The sequence below is a fragment of the Euzebya sp. genome (genome assembly GCF_964222135.1).
Taxonomy (GTDB): domain Bacteria; phylum Actinomycetota; class Nitriliruptoria; order Euzebyales; family Euzebyaceae; genus Euzebya.
In genome coordinates this window covers 27,441-43,807 of record NZ_CAXQBR010000023.1, presented here as the reverse complement: position 1 = coordinate 43,807, position 16,367 = coordinate 27,441, and the positions used below count along the sequence as shown (strand labels likewise).

Below are 16,367 nucleotides of genomic sequence, written 5' to 3'. Positions count from 1 at the left end.
CTCCGGTCGCAGTGCGATCGGCAGGTTACCCCGTGCAGTCCGTCATCGGTGGCGGCGGGTGTCAGCGCCGCCGACCGCGGCCGGAGCGGTGCCGCTCGATCTCCGGCGTCCGGTACAGCACGATCTCGTGGCGACTCGCCGCCTTGACCTCGCGGAGCGCCTCCCGCGCCTCGGCCTTCACCTGCTCGACCTCGTCACGGGCCCGGTCGAGGCGCTCGGACATCTCGTCCAGGCGGTCCTGCAGGTCGAGGATGCGCAGGACGCCGGCCAGGTTGATCCCGTCGCCCTGGGTGAGCTCCTGGATGAGCTGGACCCGCTCGACGTCCTTCGGCGAGTACCGGCGGGTGCCGCCGGAGGTGCGCGCCGGCTTGATCAGCCCCCGCCGCTCGTAGGTGCGGAGGGTCTGGGGGTGCACGCCGGCGAGCTCGGCCGCCACCGAGATGATGTAGACGGCGCGCTCCCGCATCACCGCGCACCCCCACCGGCGAGCAGGCCCTCGAGGTGGGCCCGCGGGTTCGAGTCGTCCATGGCGGCGAAGTCCTCGACCAGCTTCTGCTGGGTCTTGGTCAGCTTCGCGGGCACCGCGACCTGGACGGTGACGAGCAGGTCGCCGTGCCCCTTCCCGCCCGAGCGGGGCGCACCGCGTCCCCGGACCCGCAGGGTGCGGCCCGACTCGGTGCCGGCGGGGACCTTGAGCGTCACCGAGCCCTCGACGGTCGGCACCGTGATGTTCGCCCCGAGCGCAGCCTCGGCGAAGGTGACGGGGACGGTCATCGCCAGGTCGTCGCCGCGCCGGCGCAGGACCGGGTGCTCGTCGACGTGGACCTTGACGAAGAGGTCGCCGGGCTTGCCGCCGCCCTGGCCCGGGCTGCCCTTGCCCTTCAGCCGGACCGTCTGGCCGTCGGCGACCCCGGAGGGCAGCCGTGCCTTGATCGTCCGGGGGCGCTCCTCGACCCCGCTGCCCGCGCAGGTGGGGCACGGGTCGGTGATGACCTCACCGCGGCCGGCGCACTGGGGGCAGGGCTGGGAGAAGCTGAACATCCCCTGGTTCTCGTTGATCACGCCCGCCCCGCTGCACCGCGGGCACCGCTCGGGCATCGTGCCGGGCCGCGCGCCGACGCCGCGGCAGGTGCTGCACACCGCGCTGCCGGTGAGGCGGAGGGTCACGGTCACCCCCGCGAGGGCGTCCTCGAAGGACAGGGTGACCTCCGCGTTGAGGTCGTCACCGCGCCGGGCCCCACCCGCCCGCCGCCGCGCGCCGGCCGCCCCCTGGCCGCCGAAGGTCTGCCCGAAGCCCTGTCCGGCACCCTGCTCGCCGAACAGGTTGCCGAGCAGGTCGTTCAGGTCGAACGCCTGGCCGGCCCCACCGGGGGCACGGCCCTGCCCGAAGCCGCGGAAGCCGCCCAGCCCGCCGCTGGCGGCCAGCTGGCGGATCTGGTCGTACTCCTTGCGCTTGGCGGGGTCGCTGAGGATCCCGTAGGCCTCGCTGATCGCCTTGAACCGCTCCTCGGCCCGCGGGTCGTCCGGGTTGGCGTCCGGGTGGTTCTCCCGCGCCAGGGTCCGGTAGGCCTTGCGGATGTCGTCGGCCGAGGCGTCGGCGGGCACGCCGAGGGCGGCGTAGAAGTCCTTCTCGAGCCAGTCGGCTTGTGACAACGCCGCCTCCTCTCGTGCGCGGGTGGTCGCGGGCTGGTGGGTCCGGTGGGGCTACTCGACCACGCGGACGGACGCGGGGCGGAGCAGCTGGGACTTGAAGCGGTAGCCGGTCCGCAGGACCTCGGCGACCTCGGGCTCGTCGCGGCCGCCGTCGTCGTCGCGCTCGGAGACCAGGGCCTCGTGGTGGGCGGGGTCGAACACCGCGCCCTCGCCCGGCACCGGCGCGAGCCCCGCCTGCTCGAGGACGCCGATCAGCTGGTCGTGCACGAGCTGGACGCCCTTGGCGAGCTGGGTGTCCTCCGACGCCTCGGCGGCCTGCAGCGCGAAGCCGAAGTTGTCGAGGACCTCGAGGAGCGCCTCGACGACCGCGGCAGCGCCCCGGTCACGGGCCTCGGCGACCTCCTTGTGGCGTCGCTTGTTGAGGTTCTCGTAGTCCGCGCGGGCGCGCAGCAGCTGGTCGAGGTAGCTGTCGCGCTCGGCGCGCAGCTCGGCCAGGGGATCGGGGTCGCCGTCGGCGTCCGGGGTGCCGGCGTCCTCGGGGTCGGGGCCGTCGAGGCCGGCGCCGTCGTCGGGCGTCGGACCGCTGACCGGCGCCCCCTCCTCCTCGGGCGGGACGGCCCCGAGGGCGGGGCCGTCCGATGCCTGGGCGGCGTCTGCCGGCGCGTCGGTCCGCGGGTCCGGCTGGGGGGTGTCGTCGGGGTCGGCCACGGGCTACGCAGCCCCCGGCTCGTCGTCCTCGTCCACGACCTCGGCGTCGACGATGTCGTCGTCGTCGTCCGGAGCGGGCCCGCCGGCGGCGGGGCCGGCGTCGGCCTGGGCGGAGGCGGCGTAGAGGGCCTGGCCGATCTCCTGGCTGACGCGCATCAGGGCCTCGGAGGCGTCCTTGACCGCCTCGGTGTCGTCGCCCTTCAGCGCCTCGCGCAGGTCGGTCTGGGCCTGCTCCAGCTTGGCCTTCTGGTCGGCCTCGATCTGCTCGCCGTTGTCCTTCAGCAGCTGCTCGGTCTGGAAGAGCAGGTTGTCGGCGGAGTTGCGGACCTCCGCGGCCTCGCGGGCCCGGCGGTCCTCCTCGGCGTACTGCTCGGCGTCGCGGATCATCTTGTCGATGTCCTCGCGCGGCAGCGCGGACTGCCCCGTGATGGTCATCGACTGCTCCTTGTTCGTGGCCTTGTCCTTCGCCGAGACGCTGACGATGCCGTTCGCGTCGATGTCGAAGGTGACCTCGATCTGGGGCACGCCGCGCGGCGCCGGCGGGATCCCGGTCAGCTGGAACTTGCCGAGGGAGTTGTTGTACGCGGCCATCTCGCGCTCGCCCTGCAGGACGTGGATCTCCACCTGCGGCTGGTTGTCCGCTGCGGTGGTGAACGTCTCGGACTTGCGGGTCGGGATGGTCGTGTTCCGCTCGATCAGCGTGGTCATCACGCCGCCCTTGGTCTCGATGCCGAGGCTCAGCGGGGTCACGTCGAGCAGCAGGACGTCCTTGACCTCGCCCCGCAGCACGCCGGCCTGGAGGGCCGCGCCGACCGCGACGACCTCGTCGGGGTTCACGCCCTTCGACGGCTCCTTGCCGCCGGACAGCTCCTTGACCAGGTCGACGACGGCGGGCATCCGGGTCGAGCCGCCGACCAGGATCACGTTGTCGATGTCGCCCTTGGCGATGCCGGCGTCCTTGATCGCCTGCTCGAACGGCGCCTTGGTCCGGTTCAGCAGGTCCGCGGTCATGTTCTGGAACTGCGCCCGGGTCAGGGTCAGCTCCATGTGGAGGGGCTGGCCGTCCCGCGCGGTGATGAACGGCAGGTTGATCTGGGTGTCCTGCGCCGTGGACAGCTCCTTCTTGGCCTTCTCCGCGGCCTCCTTCAGGCGCTGGCGGGCCATCTTGTCCTGCGCGAGGTCGACGCCCTCGGTGTCCTTGAAGGACTTCACCATCCAGTCGATGACGGCCTGGTCCCAGTCGTCGCCACCCAGCTGGGTGTCGCCGCTGGTGGACTTCACGTCGAACACGCCGTCGGCGATCTCGAGGACCGAGACGTCGAAGGTGCCGCCGCCGAGGTCGTAGACCAGGACGGTCTGCTCGTCCTCCTTGTCGAGGCCGTAGGCCAGCGCGGCCGCGGTCGGCTCGTTGACGATCCGGAGGACGTTGAGGCCGGCGATCTCACCCGCCTCCTTGGTGGCCTGCCGCTCGGCGTCGCCGAAGTAGGCGGGCACGGTGATGACCGCGTCGGTGACGTCCTCGCCCAGGTAGGCCTCGGCGTCGCGCTTCAGCTTCATCAGGATCCGCGCCGAGATCTCCTGCGCGGTGTAGCCCTTGCCGTCGACCTCGGTCTTCCAGTCCGTGCCCATGTGGCGCTTCACGCTGATGATCGTGCGGTCCGGGTTGGTGACGGCCTGCCGCTTGGCGACCTCACCGACCAGGGCCTCGCCGGACTTGGAGAAGCCGACCACCGAGGGGGTGGTGCGGGCGCCCTCGGCGTTGGCGATGACGGTGGGTTCGCCACCCTCGAGGACGGAGACGACGGAGTTGGTCGTCCCCAGGTCGATACCGACTGCCTTGGCCATCGTCTTCGTACCTCCAGAGTCGAAGTCGGGGGAGGGCAGGCACAGCGCCTGCAGGTTCGTGCGTCGGCCACGATCATAGCGGCGCGCAGCGACTGCGCACGAAAACCTGAGTCTGAGAGGCTAAGGTTCTATGGGTGGGGGCCCTACCGGGGCGGGACCAGGTTGCGTCCCCGCCAGCGCCGGCTGACCCGGCGTCCGCGCGCGTCGGCCTGGTTGGTCCCGTGCGTCGCGTACCCGATCACGAACGGGAGGAGGACGATGGCGATGCCGATGACCCACATCACGACCGGGGGGAGCATGTCGGACTCCTTACGCGCGTACTCTTCGCTGGCTCACGTGACCTTACCCGCCACAGGATGGGATGGATGACACACCGCAGTCGGGCGCTCCTCGCGCTCTTCGTCCTCGCACTCGTCGCCGCCGCGTGCACCGGTGCGGAGGACACCCCCACGACGGAGGGGTCCGACAGCCCGGCCGATCCCACCGAGGACGTGGCCGTCGACGGCGCCGGCACCGATGACGGCGACGGCGCCACCTCCACCGAGGTGGCCATCGCCCCCGGCGCGGACGTGGACGTGGAGCCGGAGGTCCTCGACGCCGTCGGCACCTGGATCGCCGAGGAGTCCGGCCTGACCGAGATGCTCCGCGAGGAGATCTTCCTCGAGCGGGTCACCCGCACGCGCGACGTCCTGCACCTGACGTTCGTGCAGCAGCACGACGAGGTCAGCGTCCGCGGCGCGCAGTTCATCGTCCACGTGCGCGAGACCGGTGAGGTGATCGGCGCCAGCCAGTCGCTGACCGAGACCCTCCCCGGCGACGGCATCTCCGAGGAGCTCGGCCCGGAGGAGGCGATCGAGACGGCCGAGAAGGCCGTCCCCGGTCCCGTCGTCGGCGAGCCGACGGTGACCTCCACCTGGCTCGAGGTCGGCACCGAGCTGCGCCTCGGCTGGGAGGTGCACGTCACCACCTCGAACCCGCCGTCGGCCTACGCCGTCGTGGTGGACGCCACCGACGGGACGGTCCTGAGCGTCGACAGCCTGGCCACCAGCCGCGGCGCGACCAGCACCCCGGGGAGCCGCACGCAGGTCGCCCAGGGCGGCTCGACCGCGTGCGACGCCCCGCCCGCGCCCAGCGCCTGCATCTTCGTCGTCGACCCGATCTACGCGAGCGGCAGCCCGACGATCACGCCGGAGCAGGCCAACCAGGTGCTGGTGGGCGTCCCCCTCCCCAACCTCCTCGACCCCGGCAGCGGCGACCTGGTCGGCCGCTACGCCCAGATCGCCGCCCCGATCGCCGACGACTACGCCGATCCGGACGGGGTCTTCGGCCAGCAGGGCCGCGGCGGCCAGGACATCACGTTCGAGGCCGGGATGACCTACTACTGGATCGACTACACCCAGCAGGTCGTCCAGGAGCTCGGCTACGACTACCACGCCGACGACCCCGTCGACTTCGTGCCGATCGAGCCGGAGTTCCCCGACAACGCCTTCTACCTGTTCACCGAGGACCGCATCCACATGGGGCAGGGCCAGGACGGGGTCAACGAGGCCGAGGACGCCCAGGGCATCATCCACGAGTACGGCCACGCGCTGCTGCAGTCCGCGGTGCCGAACATCGTGAGCGAGGAGGGCGGGGCCTTCCACGAGGGGTTCGCCGACCTCGTCAGCGCGTTCACCACGATCGAGTTCCGCAACGGCGACATCGGCTGCCTCTTCCACTGGGCCGAGCGCGGCGACTGCATCCGGCGGCTCGACACCGACCTCGTCTACCCCGACGACCTCCGCTTCGAGGTCCACCTGGACGGCGAGATCTTCACCGGCGCGGTGTGGGACGTCTTCGAGGCGGTCCTCGCCGCGGACACCGGCCTGACGCTCGAGGACTGCCAGGACCGCGCGACCCTCCCCTGCGACGAGACGCGGGACGTCGTGTACGGGACGCTCCTCGGCAGCCTGCCGTTCCTCACCCCCGGCCTGACCCTCAACGACGCCGCGACCGCGTTCGCCGTCAGCGACCAGACCTTCTACGGCGGCGCGAACGCCGACATCATCGCCGAGGTGTTCGCCGCGCACGGGCTCGACGCGACCGGCAGCCCCGCGGTGCAGGTGGAGGGGCTGACCGGCTCGGACCGCAGCGACGCGATCGCGTCGGTCAAGATCTCCCACTCCTACCGCGGGGATCTCGCGCTCCGGCTGGACGTCCTGGACGCGTCGGGGGGCTCGCTGTGCGCCGCGGAGCTGCTCAGCCCCGACGGCGAGGACGACGGCGACAACATCACCGGCCGCTTCCAGCTCGCCGGCACCCCCTGCGAGGAGTTCCTCCCGCCGGGGCCCGACCAGATCTGGGCGCTCACGGCCACCGACAACTTCGCCCAGGACGAGGGGACGCTGTTCCAGTTCGCGATCGGCCACGACGGGCGGCGCTTCCTCGCCACCGGGTTGCCGGCCGTGATCCCCGACGCCGACCCGATCGGCGTCACGGCGACCATCGGCGGGCCCGCCCCCGAGACGATGCCGGGCGGTGACCAGTCGCCGCCCACCCCCGAGCCGGTCGCCGACGGCACGGTCACCGGTGACATCCAGATCGCGCACACCTGGCGCGGCGACCTGCTGGTCCAGGTGGTCGTGGCCGACTCGGCGGACGGGTCGATCCTGTGCCGGGTCGACGTGCTCGAACCGGTGCCGGACGACGACGCCGACGACGTCGCGGTGCAGGCCGACCTGAGCGAGTGCGGCGCCCTGTACCCCCCGAGCCCCTCCCAGGCCTGGGTGCTCCGGGTGGCCGACGTGGCCGCCCAGGACACCGGCGAGATCACCGGGTTCTCGATCACCGGCCCCGACGGGGCGGTCCACGCCGCCGACGTGCCGGTGGCGATCCCGGACGCCGACCAGAGCGGCGTCCTGGCGCCCATCGTCGGGTAGGGGACCCGCGGCGGGTACGATGCGCGACCGTCGGCCCGCCCTGGTCGGCCCGGTGCGGGCTGGCGCACCGCGCAGCTCGCTACCCTGACGGGGGAGGATGAAGGTCGAGTCCGCAGAGGTCGAGCTGGCGTACACCTACGCGTGGTGGCTGACCGGCGATGAGCAGGCAGCGCGGGCCGCGGTCCTGCAGGCGGTGGCGCGACCGGACGTCCAGGGGGCCGACGCGGACCTGCGGACCGAGGTGCTGCTCCGCCGGGTGCGGGCGGCCGCGGTCTCGGCGCCGACGATGTGCCCGGCGGCGGAGCTGGCCCTGCTGCACGATGCCATGGGCGTCGGGCTCGACTCGGCCGCCGGCCTGGCCAGCATCGACGCCCGCGACGCGCGGACCGAGCTGGCGCACGGGCGGTTGGAGGCCCTCGGCCCCGGTGAGCGCTTCGAGATCACCCACCCCGAGCGGCTGGGCGGCCTCGCCGTGGGCAACCCCGCCGACGTGGCGGCGAGCCGGCAGAGCCCCGAGCTCGCCCAGCTGCGGGACCTGATCGCCAGGGGGCGTGATGAGCTGGTCGCGCTGTCGTCCGTCGAGGTCCCCCCGGACCTGATCGCCCAGGCGACCGCCGCCGCCCCGCCGCCCGACGCGATCAGCTTCGACGACATCCCCACGGTCGACCCGCTGTCGGACGACCCCGACGCCGAGATCGCCCCCGCGCCCCGCCGGCCGGAGCCGACCGCCGCCCCCGAGGCGGAGGGGGAGGGGGACGCCACCGGTGCTGCCACCGCGGAAGTCGACGACGAGATCGACCTGAGCGAGGAGGTCGCGGCTGAGCCCGCCGCCTCCGGTCCCCGCCGGCGGACCTGGTGGCCGTGGGTGGTCGCCGCCCTGGTCGTGGCCGGCGCGGTGGCCGCGATCGCCGGCATGGGCGGTGACGACGGCGACGGTGCGGACGACGCCGCGGAGACCGAGGTCGCCGCTCCGGCCGCAGACCCCTCCCCCGCCGACCCCACGCCGACCGGCGAGCCCACCCCGACCGGCGGGGCGACGCCGACCAGCGAGCCCACGCCGACCAGCGAGCCCACCCCGACCGACTCGCCGGCCGAGCCGGAGGCGTTCGCGTTCGGTCGCGCCGGCGTCGCGGTCGGGATCGGCGGCGACCCGGACTTCGACAACCCCGTCGCCACCCCCTTCGAGCCGGTGTCGATCACCGTCGAGTACGACGGCGGGCAGGACGGCGACGCGCTGCTGGCCGACTGGGTCGTCGACGGCCAGCCCTTCGACGTCGAGCGGGCCGACCTCAGCCCCCTGCTCGACAGCACCCGCTTCACCAAGCAGGTCCCCGAGGACGGCTGGCCCGTCGGCCAGCACGTGCTGACCTTCACCCTCGAGCGCACCGGTGAGGTCGTCGGCGAGGCGCGGTTCCAGGTCGTCGCCGAGGGCTGACCCCGCCCGGCGGCGGGATGACGTCCGGTTCGCGATTTTGCGCCGCCGACGTCGAGGGGTAACACCGCCGAAACACCCTGCGGGTTCTCTCTGGGGTTCCGAGTTCCCACCCAACAGGAGCGACCCACATGGCCTATCGGGCTGAGTACCTCTGGATCGACGGCACGGAGCCGACCGCCGAGATCCGGTCGAAGACCAAGATCCTCGCGGACGGCGCGGAGCCGGGGATCTGGGGCTACGACGGTTCGTCGACCAACCAGGCCACGGGCGACAACTCCGACGTCGTCCTGCAGCCGGTCTTCACCTGCCCGGACCCGATCCGCGGCGGTGACGACGTGATCGTGATGTGCGAGACCCTGCTCACCAAGGACCTCTCGCCCCACCCCACCAACACCCGGGCGCGGGCCCGGGCGGTCTATGAGACCTACGCCGACCAGGAGCCGCTCTTCGGGCTCGAGCAGGAGTACACGATGCTCGACCTGACCGGCTGGCCGGCGGGCTTCCCGTCCAACGGGTTCCCCGGCCCCCAGGGCCCCTACTACTGCGGCGTGGGTGCGTTGAAGATCCACGGGCGCGAGATCGTCGAGCAGCACACCACGATGTGCATCGAGGCAGGCCTCGCCATCTCCGGCACCAACGCCGAGGTCATGCCCGGGCAGTGGGAGTTCCAGATCGGCCCGGCCGACACCCTGGCCGTCGCCGACCACCTCTGGGTCGCCCGCTACCTGCTCTTCCGCCTGGGAGAGGCCCACGACATCGAGATTTCGCTGGCCGCCAAGCCCATGAAGGGCGACTGGAACGGCGCGGGGATGCACACGAACTTCTCCACCAACGCGATGCGTGAGGGGTACGACGCGATCATCGCGGCATGTGACGCGCTCGGGCAGCCCGAGGCGGTCGAGGCGCACCTGGCCGGCTACGGCGTGGGCATCGAGGACCGGCTGACCGGTCAGCACGAGACCCAGCGCTACGACCAGTTCAGCTACGGGGTGTCGGACCGCGGCGCGTCCATCCGCATCCCCTGGCAGGTGGAGCAGGACAAGAAGGGCTACATCGAGGACCGGCGCCCGAACGCCAACGCGGACCCCTACGTCATCACGGCCCTGATGACCGAGACGGTCTGCTCGGCGCTGGCGGACTGACCACCGCTGCACCGCGTCCACGTCCGTGACGACGGCCCCCGCCCCCTCGGGCGGGGGCCGTCCCACGTGGAACCGCCGCGGCGGTTCCGACGCGCCGGTGCGCCGTGCACACTGGTGACGTGCGAGGCGTCCTGGCCCTGATCGCCGTGGCGGTGGTGACCGCGGCCTGCGGCGCCGACGTGTCCGGCGCCCCGACCACGCTGCGGGTCCTCATGGCCGACGACTGGGCCGGCACCCAGGCGGTGGTCGACGTCGTGCGGACCTTCGAGGCCGACAACCCCGGGGTCACCGTCCAGGTCGTCGGACGGCCGTTCCACCAGATCCTCGACGGCCTCCGCGAGTCGATCGCCGGCGGCAGGCCGCCGGACGTGGTGCACCACCACGCCTTCGCGGCAGGTGCGACGGGCCTCGCCGAGCCCATCGACGACGCGTGGGGTCCGGACGGGCGCTTCGACGCCGACTCCTACGTCGCGGGAGCGCTCGAGGACGTGCGGTGGGGCGACGCCGTCTACGGGGTGCCACTCGACGTCAACGCCCTGTTCATGGTCGTCGACGCCGATCTCGGCGAGGTGCCGGAGACCTTCGCCGACGTGCGCCGGCTCGCGGCCCTCGCCACGGCCGGGGGACGTCGCGGCCTGACGGTGTCCTCGAACTCCTGGGAGGTCTACGGCTGGATCCGCGCGAACGGCGGCGAGCTCGTCGAGGTCGCCGCCGACGGGACCCCCACGTTCACCCTGGACAGCCCCCGGGTCGTCGAGGCCGTCGACTTCCTCGCGGGGCTGGTGGTCGACGGGATCGCGCACGGCCCGGTGAGCCGGAACCTCTCCCTCGACGCCGTCGAGCTCTTCCGCGCCGGCGACACCGCCATGCTGACCACCGGCACCTGGACCGTGGCGGAGCTGGAGCGGAGCCAGTCGTCACCGGCGCACCTCCTCGCGCCGCTCCCCGTCGGGCGGGAGGGGGATGCGCCCGGGTCGGTGCTGGGCGGCTCCAGCCTGTTCGTCGCCCGCGGGTCCGAGAACGGCGACCTCGCCCTCGACTTCATCGCCGCGTTGACCGACGACGAGGTCGCGGTGCGCCTCGCACTCGAGGAGGGACGGTTCCCCCCGCGTCCCGCGCTGTACGACGCGCTCGCCGAGGCCCCGGGCGCCGAGGTGCTGGCCGCGCAGCTGCCGTCCGCGCACCCGATGCGGCTGATCGCGTTCCCCGAGGCCGACACGGCGTTCCTCGCCGCCCTCGACCGGGTGCTGACCGGCCGGGCCGACGCGGCCACCGCGCTGGCGGACGCACAGGCGCACGTCGAGGAGGTGGTGGGGCGCTGACCGCACCCGCCGCGACGCCCCGCCGCCGCTGGCGGCCGACCAGCCTGCGGGTCAAGGCGTTCCTCGGGCTGGTGGCCGTCCTGGCGGTCGCGACCGGGGTCGGCGTCGTCATCGACGTGCGCACCACGGGCGACCGGCTGGACGAGCAGGCGGAGGCGCTGCTGGCCGACAACCTGCGCGTGGCGACCGCGCTGGTGGTCGACGAGCGGGACCAGCTGCGGACGGCGATGCGCTTCAACGTCCAGAACCTGCAGCTCCGCACCGCGGGCGGCATCGAGGTCGACGCCGAGCTGCGGCGCCAGATCAGCCTCGTCCAGCGGAACCTCGGCACCGACGGGATGGCCCTCGTCGACCGCGACGGCGCCGTGCTGGCCGCCGCCGGCCGCGCCCCGGCGGACGGCGCGTTCCGCGGTGACCCGCAGGACCCCGCCGCGGTGACGCTCGGCCGCACCCCGACCGGCACGCCGGCCGAGCTGGTCGGGGTGCCCCTCGACGCGGGCGCCTGGCTGGTCGCGGTGACCACCACGACCGACGCACGGGCCTTCGACCTGCGCCGGAAGCTAGTCGGCAACGAGGTCGTGCTCGTCCAGGACGGCATGATCCTCGGGTCCACCGCCGCCGACCCGGCGGTCCTGGCCGACGCGGCGCAGCGCCCCGAGGCCATCCACCCGCTGACCATCGACTCCCAGCCCGCGCTGCTGGGCTTCGCCCCGCTCGGCGACGACAGCTGGATCGGGGTCGCCACACCGCGCCTGCTGAGCGGGCTCGAGGGGGACCTCGCGGTCACGCGGCTGTGGGTCTTCCTCGGGCTCGTCGCCGTGACGCTGCTGGGCGGGAACGTGCTGATCCGCATGGCGACCCGTCCGCTCGCCGAGCTGACCGAGACCGCCGAGGCCGTGCGCCGCGGCGATCGGACCCGTCCCTTCACCGCCCGGTCGGACGACGAGGTCGGGCAGCTCGCGGAGACCCTCGAGGCGATGCGGACCGCCCTCGACGACCAGCTGACCGTGATCAGCGTCCAGGCCGACGCCATCCGCCGCGCCACCCAGCGCATCGTCACCGCCCGGGACGCCGAACGCCGTCGCATGGCCCAGGACCTGCACGACGGCGTCCAGCAGCAGCTCGTGATGCTGCGGCTGCGCGTCGGGATGCTCGACCCGACGACGACGGCGGAGGAGCTCGAGGACCTCGGCCGCGAGGTCGAGCGGGTGATCCAGGGGCTGCGGGAGACCGCCCGGGCCATCTTCCCGTCGATCCTCGCCGACCGCGGGCTGACCGGCGCGCTGTACTCGGTCGCCGCCGCGTCGCGCGTGCCCATCACCCTCCGGATGGACCCCGATCCCCTGCCCCGCCTGAGCGAAGCCATCGAGGCCGGCGCCTACTTCATCATCTCCGAGGCGGTGGCCAACGCCGCCAAGCACGCCGGCGCGTCGCGGGTGCGGGTCCGGGCGCTCCTCGACCACGAGCGGGTCGCGGTCGTCGTCGCCGACGACGGGCGGGGGTTCGACGTCGGCGTCGAGGCGGACGGGTCCGGCCTCCAGAACCTCCACGACCGCGCGGTCGCGCTCGGGGGCATCGCCCACGTCCACTCCGTGCCGGGGGACGGCACCGCGGTCGCGGCCTGGATCCCCCTCCGCCGCCCGTCAGTCGGGGGTGCGCTGCAGAAAGAAGAGCACCGCGGCCACGCGGCGGTTGAGGTCGTCCGCCTCGCGGAGGCCGAGCTTGCCGAAGATGGCGTTGGAGTGCTTCTCGACGGCCCGCTCGCTGATGACCAGGGCGTCGGCGATCGCTGAGTTGCCCTTGCCGGAGGCCATCAGGCCGAGGACCTCCATCTCCCGCGGCGTCAGCCCGGCGACCCGCGAGTTGGCCCTGCGGCGTCGCGCGGTCAGCAGCGCGTCGACGATCTTCGGGTCGAGCACCGACCCGCCCCGGTGCACCTCTGCGATCGCGCTGACCAGCTCGTCGGCGTCCCCCAGGCGCTCCTTCAGCAGGTAGGCCTTGCCCTCGGATCCGTCGCCGAGCAGCTCGAGGGCGTACTCCGGGTCGTGGTGCTGGCTGAGGATCACCACGCCGATCCCCGGGTCGCGCTCGCGCAGCCGGCGGGCGAGGGCGATCCCCTCGGTGGTGTGGGTCGGCGGCATCCGGACGTCGAGGACGGCGACGTCGACGTGGTGGTCGGCCACCACCGCCTCGAAGCCGTCGGGGTCCGTGGCGGTCCCCACCACCACGATGTCGTCCGAGCGCCGCAGCACCGTCTGGATCCCCTGGCTGACCAGGTAGTCGTCCTCGGCGATCGCGACCGAGATCACTCCTCCCCCTCCTCCGCACCTGCACCCGATGGTGGTGCCAGCACCACCATCGACAGCGACTTGCTAGCCGTATCGACCCGGCCCGGACCATCGCCGATGCTACTGGGTGTCACGGGGGCCATCGCCCAGGACGCGATGACCCGGTGGTGGTACCGCAGCGCATACCTTGGGGGGTGGCGCTGTGGTGCCGCCCCGTGCGCGCGGTCGGTGGTCTGCGCGGGGGGCTGCCGTACAGGGGGCGACCGTCGAATCGCCACCCGGACAGGTCTGTCGATACGATGCCGGACGCCCCAGCCGCAGTACGGGAAGGTCTGGTCAGTTCCATGGAGGCCCTCGACATCATCCGCATCGTCGGCGGAGTGGTGCTGTTCGCCGCCGCGTTCGCCATCGCCGCCCGACGGGTGAAGTACCTCGTCGACCTGGTCCGCGTCGCCCAGCCGATGCCCGACCGGGTCAAGGGCAGCGTGTGGCAGACCATCTGGTGGGAGGTCAAGCACGTCCTCGGCCAGCAGAAGCTGCTGAAGTGGACGGTGCCCGGCGTGCTGCACGCCTTCATCTTCTACGCGTTCATCGTCCACCAGACGCTGACGCTCGAGGCGATGATCGAGGTGTTCGACCCCGACGGGCACATCCCGTTCTTCGGGCCGGACCGCTGGTGGAGCGACCTCCTGGGGTTCGCCCAGGACTTCGTCGCCCTCCTGGTGCTGGTGGCGATCGTCGGGTTCGCCTTCATCCGGCTGGCCCAGGCCCCGCAACGGCGCGGCCGCCAGTCCCGGTTCAGCGGGTCGAACCTGGACCAGGGCTGGTACACGCTGTACTTCGAGTTCTTCCTCGTCTACTCCGTGCTGATCCTGCGCGGGGCACGGGTCGAGGAGGGCACGCTCCCCTACTCCGAGGGCGCGGCGTTCGTGTCGAGCTGGTTCGGGACGCAGCTGGCCGGCCTGTCGACCGACACGATCCACGTGGTCGCGGTCGTCGCCCTGCTGGTGCACATCGGGGTGTTCGGCGGGTTCCTGGTCTTCACGCTCTACTCGAAGCACCTGCACGTCCTGTCGATCGTCCCCCAGGTGGCCTTCAGCCGGACGCCGAAGGCCCTCGGGAAGCTCGAGGCCGAGAAGATCGACGTCGAGAACATGGGCGAGGACGACATCCTCGGCGTCGGCCAGATCGAGCAGTTCGGCTTCAAGCGCTTCCTCGACTTCTACTCCTGCACCGAGTGCGGTCGCTGCCAGTCCCAGTGCCCGGCGTGGAACACGGCCAAGCCGCTGTCGCCCAAGCTGCTGATCATGGACCTGCGCGACCACCTGTGGGAGGCGGGGCCCTACCTGCTCGACGGCGGCCGCGATGCCCACAGCGACGTCGACGTCCTGGGCATGATGCTGGTCGGCGACGAGCCCGGCCAGGACGACGCGGTCATCGACTTCGACGTGCTGTGGAGCTGCACGACCTGCGGGGCCTGCGTCGAGGAGTGCCCGGTCGACATCGAGCACGTCGACCACATCGTCGACCTGCGCCGCTACAAGGCCCAGATGGAGTCGAGCTTCCCGGCCGAGGCGGGGGCGATGCTCCGCAACATCGAGAACTCCGGCGACCCGTGGGGCGCCGGTGCGTCCAAGCGCCTGGAGTGGGCGCAGGGGCTCGAGATCCCCGTGCTCGGCCAGGACGTAGAGTCCCTCGCGGACGTCGACTACCTGTTCTGGGTCGGCTGCGCGATGGCGTTCGAGGACCGGTCGAAGAAGACGACCGTCTCGACCGCGCAGCTGCTCAAGGCCGCCGGCGTGTCCTTCGCGGTGCTGGGTGAGGGAGAGGCCTGCACCGGCGACCCCGCCCGCCGCCTGGGCATGGAGTACCTGTTCCAGATGATGGCCGAGATGAACGTCGAGACGTTCAAGGAGGCGGGGGCGGACCTCGGCGAGCCGGGGCGGCCGGGCACCAAGATCATCACCGCCTGCCCGCACTGCCTGAACACCCTGAAGAACGAGTACCCCGACTTCGGCGCCCACTTCGAGGTGATCCACCACTCCGAGATCCTGGCCCAGCTGATCGTCGACGGGAAGCTGTCGCCCCAGCGCACGGGCGTCGCGGGTCAGCGCATCACCTACCACGACCCCTGCTACCTGGGCCGCCACAACGAGATCTACGAGCAGCCGCGGTCGCTGCTCAGCTCCGTCGGCGACGTCGAGACCGTCGAGATGGAGCGGTCCCGCAACCACGGGTTCTGCTGCGGCGCGGGTGGGGCGAAGTTCTTCATGGAAGAGGTCGGCGAGCGCGTCAACCTCAACCGCGTCGACGAGGCCATCGCCACCCTGCGCGGCGACGGCCCGCCGGCGCCGGAGGACCGCCAGGACGTCCTGGCCGTCGCCTGCCCGTTCTGCAAGAACATGCTCGACGACGGCGCGAACGACCGGGTGTCGGACGGGACCCTCGCCGAGGGGCAGATGGCCGTGCTGGACGTCTCCCAGGTGCTGGCGCAGACGTTCCTGCCGGACGAGGGCGGGGCGCTCAGCGATTCGGAGGACCCCGAGTACGAGCCGGCTGAGTAGGGGGTCGTGCCGTGCCCAGCCGTCGTGAGCAGATCGTCATGTCGGACGAGGAGGTCCTCGGGTTCCTGTCCGAGGAGCGCACGGTCGCGTGCGCATCCAACGGGCCCGAGGGGTGGCCCCACGTCGTGCCGCTCTGGTACGTGGTGCGGGGGCCGGCGTCGGCGGCGACGGTCTGGGCCTGGACGTTCGCCAAGTCCCGGAAGGTCGTGAACCTCGAGTCGGACCCGCGGGCGACGCTGCAGGTGGAGGCCGGCGAGACCTATGACCAGCTGCGCGGGGTGATGCTCGAGACCGAGGTGGTCATCCACCGGGATCTCGAGGTTGTGACCGCGCTCGGGTTGGAGATCATGGCCCGCTACGCCGGCGGGTCGGTGCCCGAGGGGGCGGAGGAGGGGGTGCGTCGGCAGGCGGAGAAGCGGGTCGGGTTGGAGTTCGTGGAGCGCTCCCGGGCGTCGTGGGACCACCGCAAGCTCGGCGGTACGTACTAGGTCG

The 16,367-nt window shown here is 72.5% G+C and carries 12 protein-coding genes and 1 pseudogene; 7 read left to right on the top strand and 6 right to left on the bottom strand.

The window, feature by feature from the left end; genetic code table 11:
- Positions 1-61: 61 nt before the first annotated feature.
- The 5 genes from ACEQ2X_RS06285 to ACEQ2X_RS06265 form a co-directional block, all read right to left on the bottom strand.
- The gene (locus ACEQ2X_RS06285; protein ID WP_370324939.1) at positions 62-466 is read right to left on the bottom strand and encodes a heat shock protein transcriptional repressor HspR; all 405 of its coding nucleotides are present in this window, start codon (positions 464-466) and stop codon (positions 62-64) included.
- Positions 466-1,653 (bottom strand): molecular chaperone DnaJ, encoded by a 1,188-nt coding sequence (gene dnaJ, locus ACEQ2X_RS06280; RefSeq protein WP_370324938.1) that lies wholly within the window; start codon positions 1,651-1,653, stop codon positions 466-468. Before dnaJ ends, ACEQ2X_RS06285 begins: the two co-directional genes overlap by 1 nt.
- A gap of 51 nt (positions 1,654-1,704) precedes the next feature.
- A complete protein-coding gene (locus tag ACEQ2X_RS06275) occupies positions 1,705-2,361 on the bottom strand; it encodes a nucleotide exchange factor GrpE (protein ID WP_370324937.1) in 657 nt (218 codons plus the stop codon).
- Between the two features lie 3 nt (positions 2,362-2,364).
- Entirely contained in the window at positions 2,365-4,206 is a 1,842-nt protein-coding gene (gene dnaK, locus ACEQ2X_RS06270) for a molecular chaperone DnaK (RefSeq protein ID WP_370324936.1), read from the bottom strand.
- Between the two features lie 143 nt (positions 4,207-4,349).
- The gene (locus ACEQ2X_RS06265) at positions 4,350-4,505 is read right to left on the bottom strand and encodes a hypothetical protein (RefSeq protein WP_370324935.1); all 156 of its coding nucleotides are present in this window, start codon (positions 4,503-4,505) and stop codon (positions 4,350-4,352) included.
- 66 nt (positions 4,506-4,571) lie between these two features.
- Between ACEQ2X_RS06265 and ACEQ2X_RS06260 the strand changes: the two genes are divergently transcribed.
- The 5 genes and pseudogenes from ACEQ2X_RS06260 to ACEQ2X_RS06240 form a co-directional block, all read left to right on the top strand.
- Positions 4,572-7,124 (top strand): M36 family metallopeptidase, encoded by a 2,553-nt coding sequence (locus tag ACEQ2X_RS06260; protein WP_370324934.1) that lies wholly within the window; start codon positions 4,572-4,574, stop codon positions 7,122-7,124.
- A gap of 97 nt (positions 7,125-7,221) precedes the next feature.
- Positions 7,222-8,559 (top strand): hypothetical protein, encoded by a 1,338-nt coding sequence (locus tag ACEQ2X_RS06255; RefSeq protein WP_370324933.1) that lies wholly within the window; start codon positions 7,222-7,224, stop codon positions 8,557-8,559.
- Positions 8,560-8,687: 128 nt separating this feature from the next.
- On the top strand, positions 8,688-9,701 hold the full coding sequence (glnII, locus tag ACEQ2X_RS06250; protein ID WP_370324932.1) for a glutamine synthetase GlnII: 1,014 nt from the start codon (positions 8,688-8,690) through the stop codon (positions 9,699-9,701).
- A 119-nt stretch (positions 9,702-9,820) separates the two neighbouring features.
- Positions 9,821-11,023, top strand: coding sequence for an ABC transporter substrate-binding protein (locus ACEQ2X_RS06245; protein WP_370324931.1), 1,203 nt, complete (start codon positions 9,821-9,823; stop codon positions 11,021-11,023).
- 227 nt (positions 11,024-11,250) lie between these two features.
- Positions 11,251-12,648, top strand: a pseudogene (locus tag ACEQ2X_RS06240) (HAMP domain-containing protein); the annotation flags it as partial.
- Positions 12,649-12,666: 18 nt separating this feature from the next.
- Here the strand turns inward: ACEQ2X_RS06240 and ACEQ2X_RS06235 are convergent.
- Positions 12,667-13,332: a response regulator gene (locus ACEQ2X_RS06235; RefSeq protein ID WP_370324930.1), complete on the bottom strand. Its 666-nt coding sequence runs from the start codon at positions 13,330-13,332 to the stop codon at positions 12,667-12,669.
- Positions 13,333-13,655: 323 nt separating this feature from the next.
- Between ACEQ2X_RS06235 and ACEQ2X_RS06230 the strand changes: the two genes are divergently transcribed.
- Both ACEQ2X_RS06230 and ACEQ2X_RS06225 read left to right on the top strand, forming a co-directional pair.
- A complete protein-coding gene (locus ACEQ2X_RS06230) occupies positions 13,656-15,875 on the top strand; it encodes a (Fe-S)-binding protein (RefSeq protein WP_370324929.1) in 2,220 nt (739 codons plus the stop codon).
- An 11-nt stretch (positions 15,876-15,886) separates the two neighbouring features.
- Positions 15,887-16,363, top strand: coding sequence for a pyridoxamine 5'-phosphate oxidase family protein (locus ACEQ2X_RS06225; RefSeq protein WP_370324928.1), 477 nt, complete (start codon positions 15,887-15,889; stop codon positions 16,361-16,363).
- Positions 16,364-16,367: the final 4 nt, after the last annotated feature.

Excerpts from the sequence above, each read along its gene's own strand:
- glnII (WP_370324932.1), top strand. The coding sequence starts at position 8,688 with ATGGCCTATCGGGCTGAGTACCTCTGGATCGACGGCACGGAGCCGACC.
- ACEQ2X_RS06255 (WP_370324933.1), top strand. The coding sequence starts at position 7,222 with ATGAAGGTCGAGTCCGCAGAGGTCGAGCTGGCGTACACCTACGCGTGG.
- ACEQ2X_RS06285 (WP_370324939.1), bottom strand. The coding sequence starts at position 466 with ATGCGGGAGCGCGCCGTCTACATCATCTCGGTGGCGGCCGAGCTCGCC.
- ACEQ2X_RS06230 (WP_370324929.1), top strand. The coding sequence starts at position 13,656 with ATGGAGGCCCTCGACATCATCCGCATCGTCGGCGGAGTGGTGCTGTTC.
- ACEQ2X_RS06260 (WP_370324934.1), top strand. The coding sequence starts at position 4,572 with ATGACACACCGCAGTCGGGCGCTCCTCGCGCTCTTCGTCCTCGCACTC.
- ACEQ2X_RS06265 (WP_370324935.1), bottom strand. The coding sequence starts at position 4,505 with ATGCTCCCCCCGGTCGTGATGTGGGTCATCGGCATCGCCATCGTCCTC.
- dnaK (WP_370324936.1), bottom strand. The coding sequence starts at position 4,206 with ATGGCCAAGGCAGTCGGTATCGACCTGGGGACGACCAACTCCGTCGTC.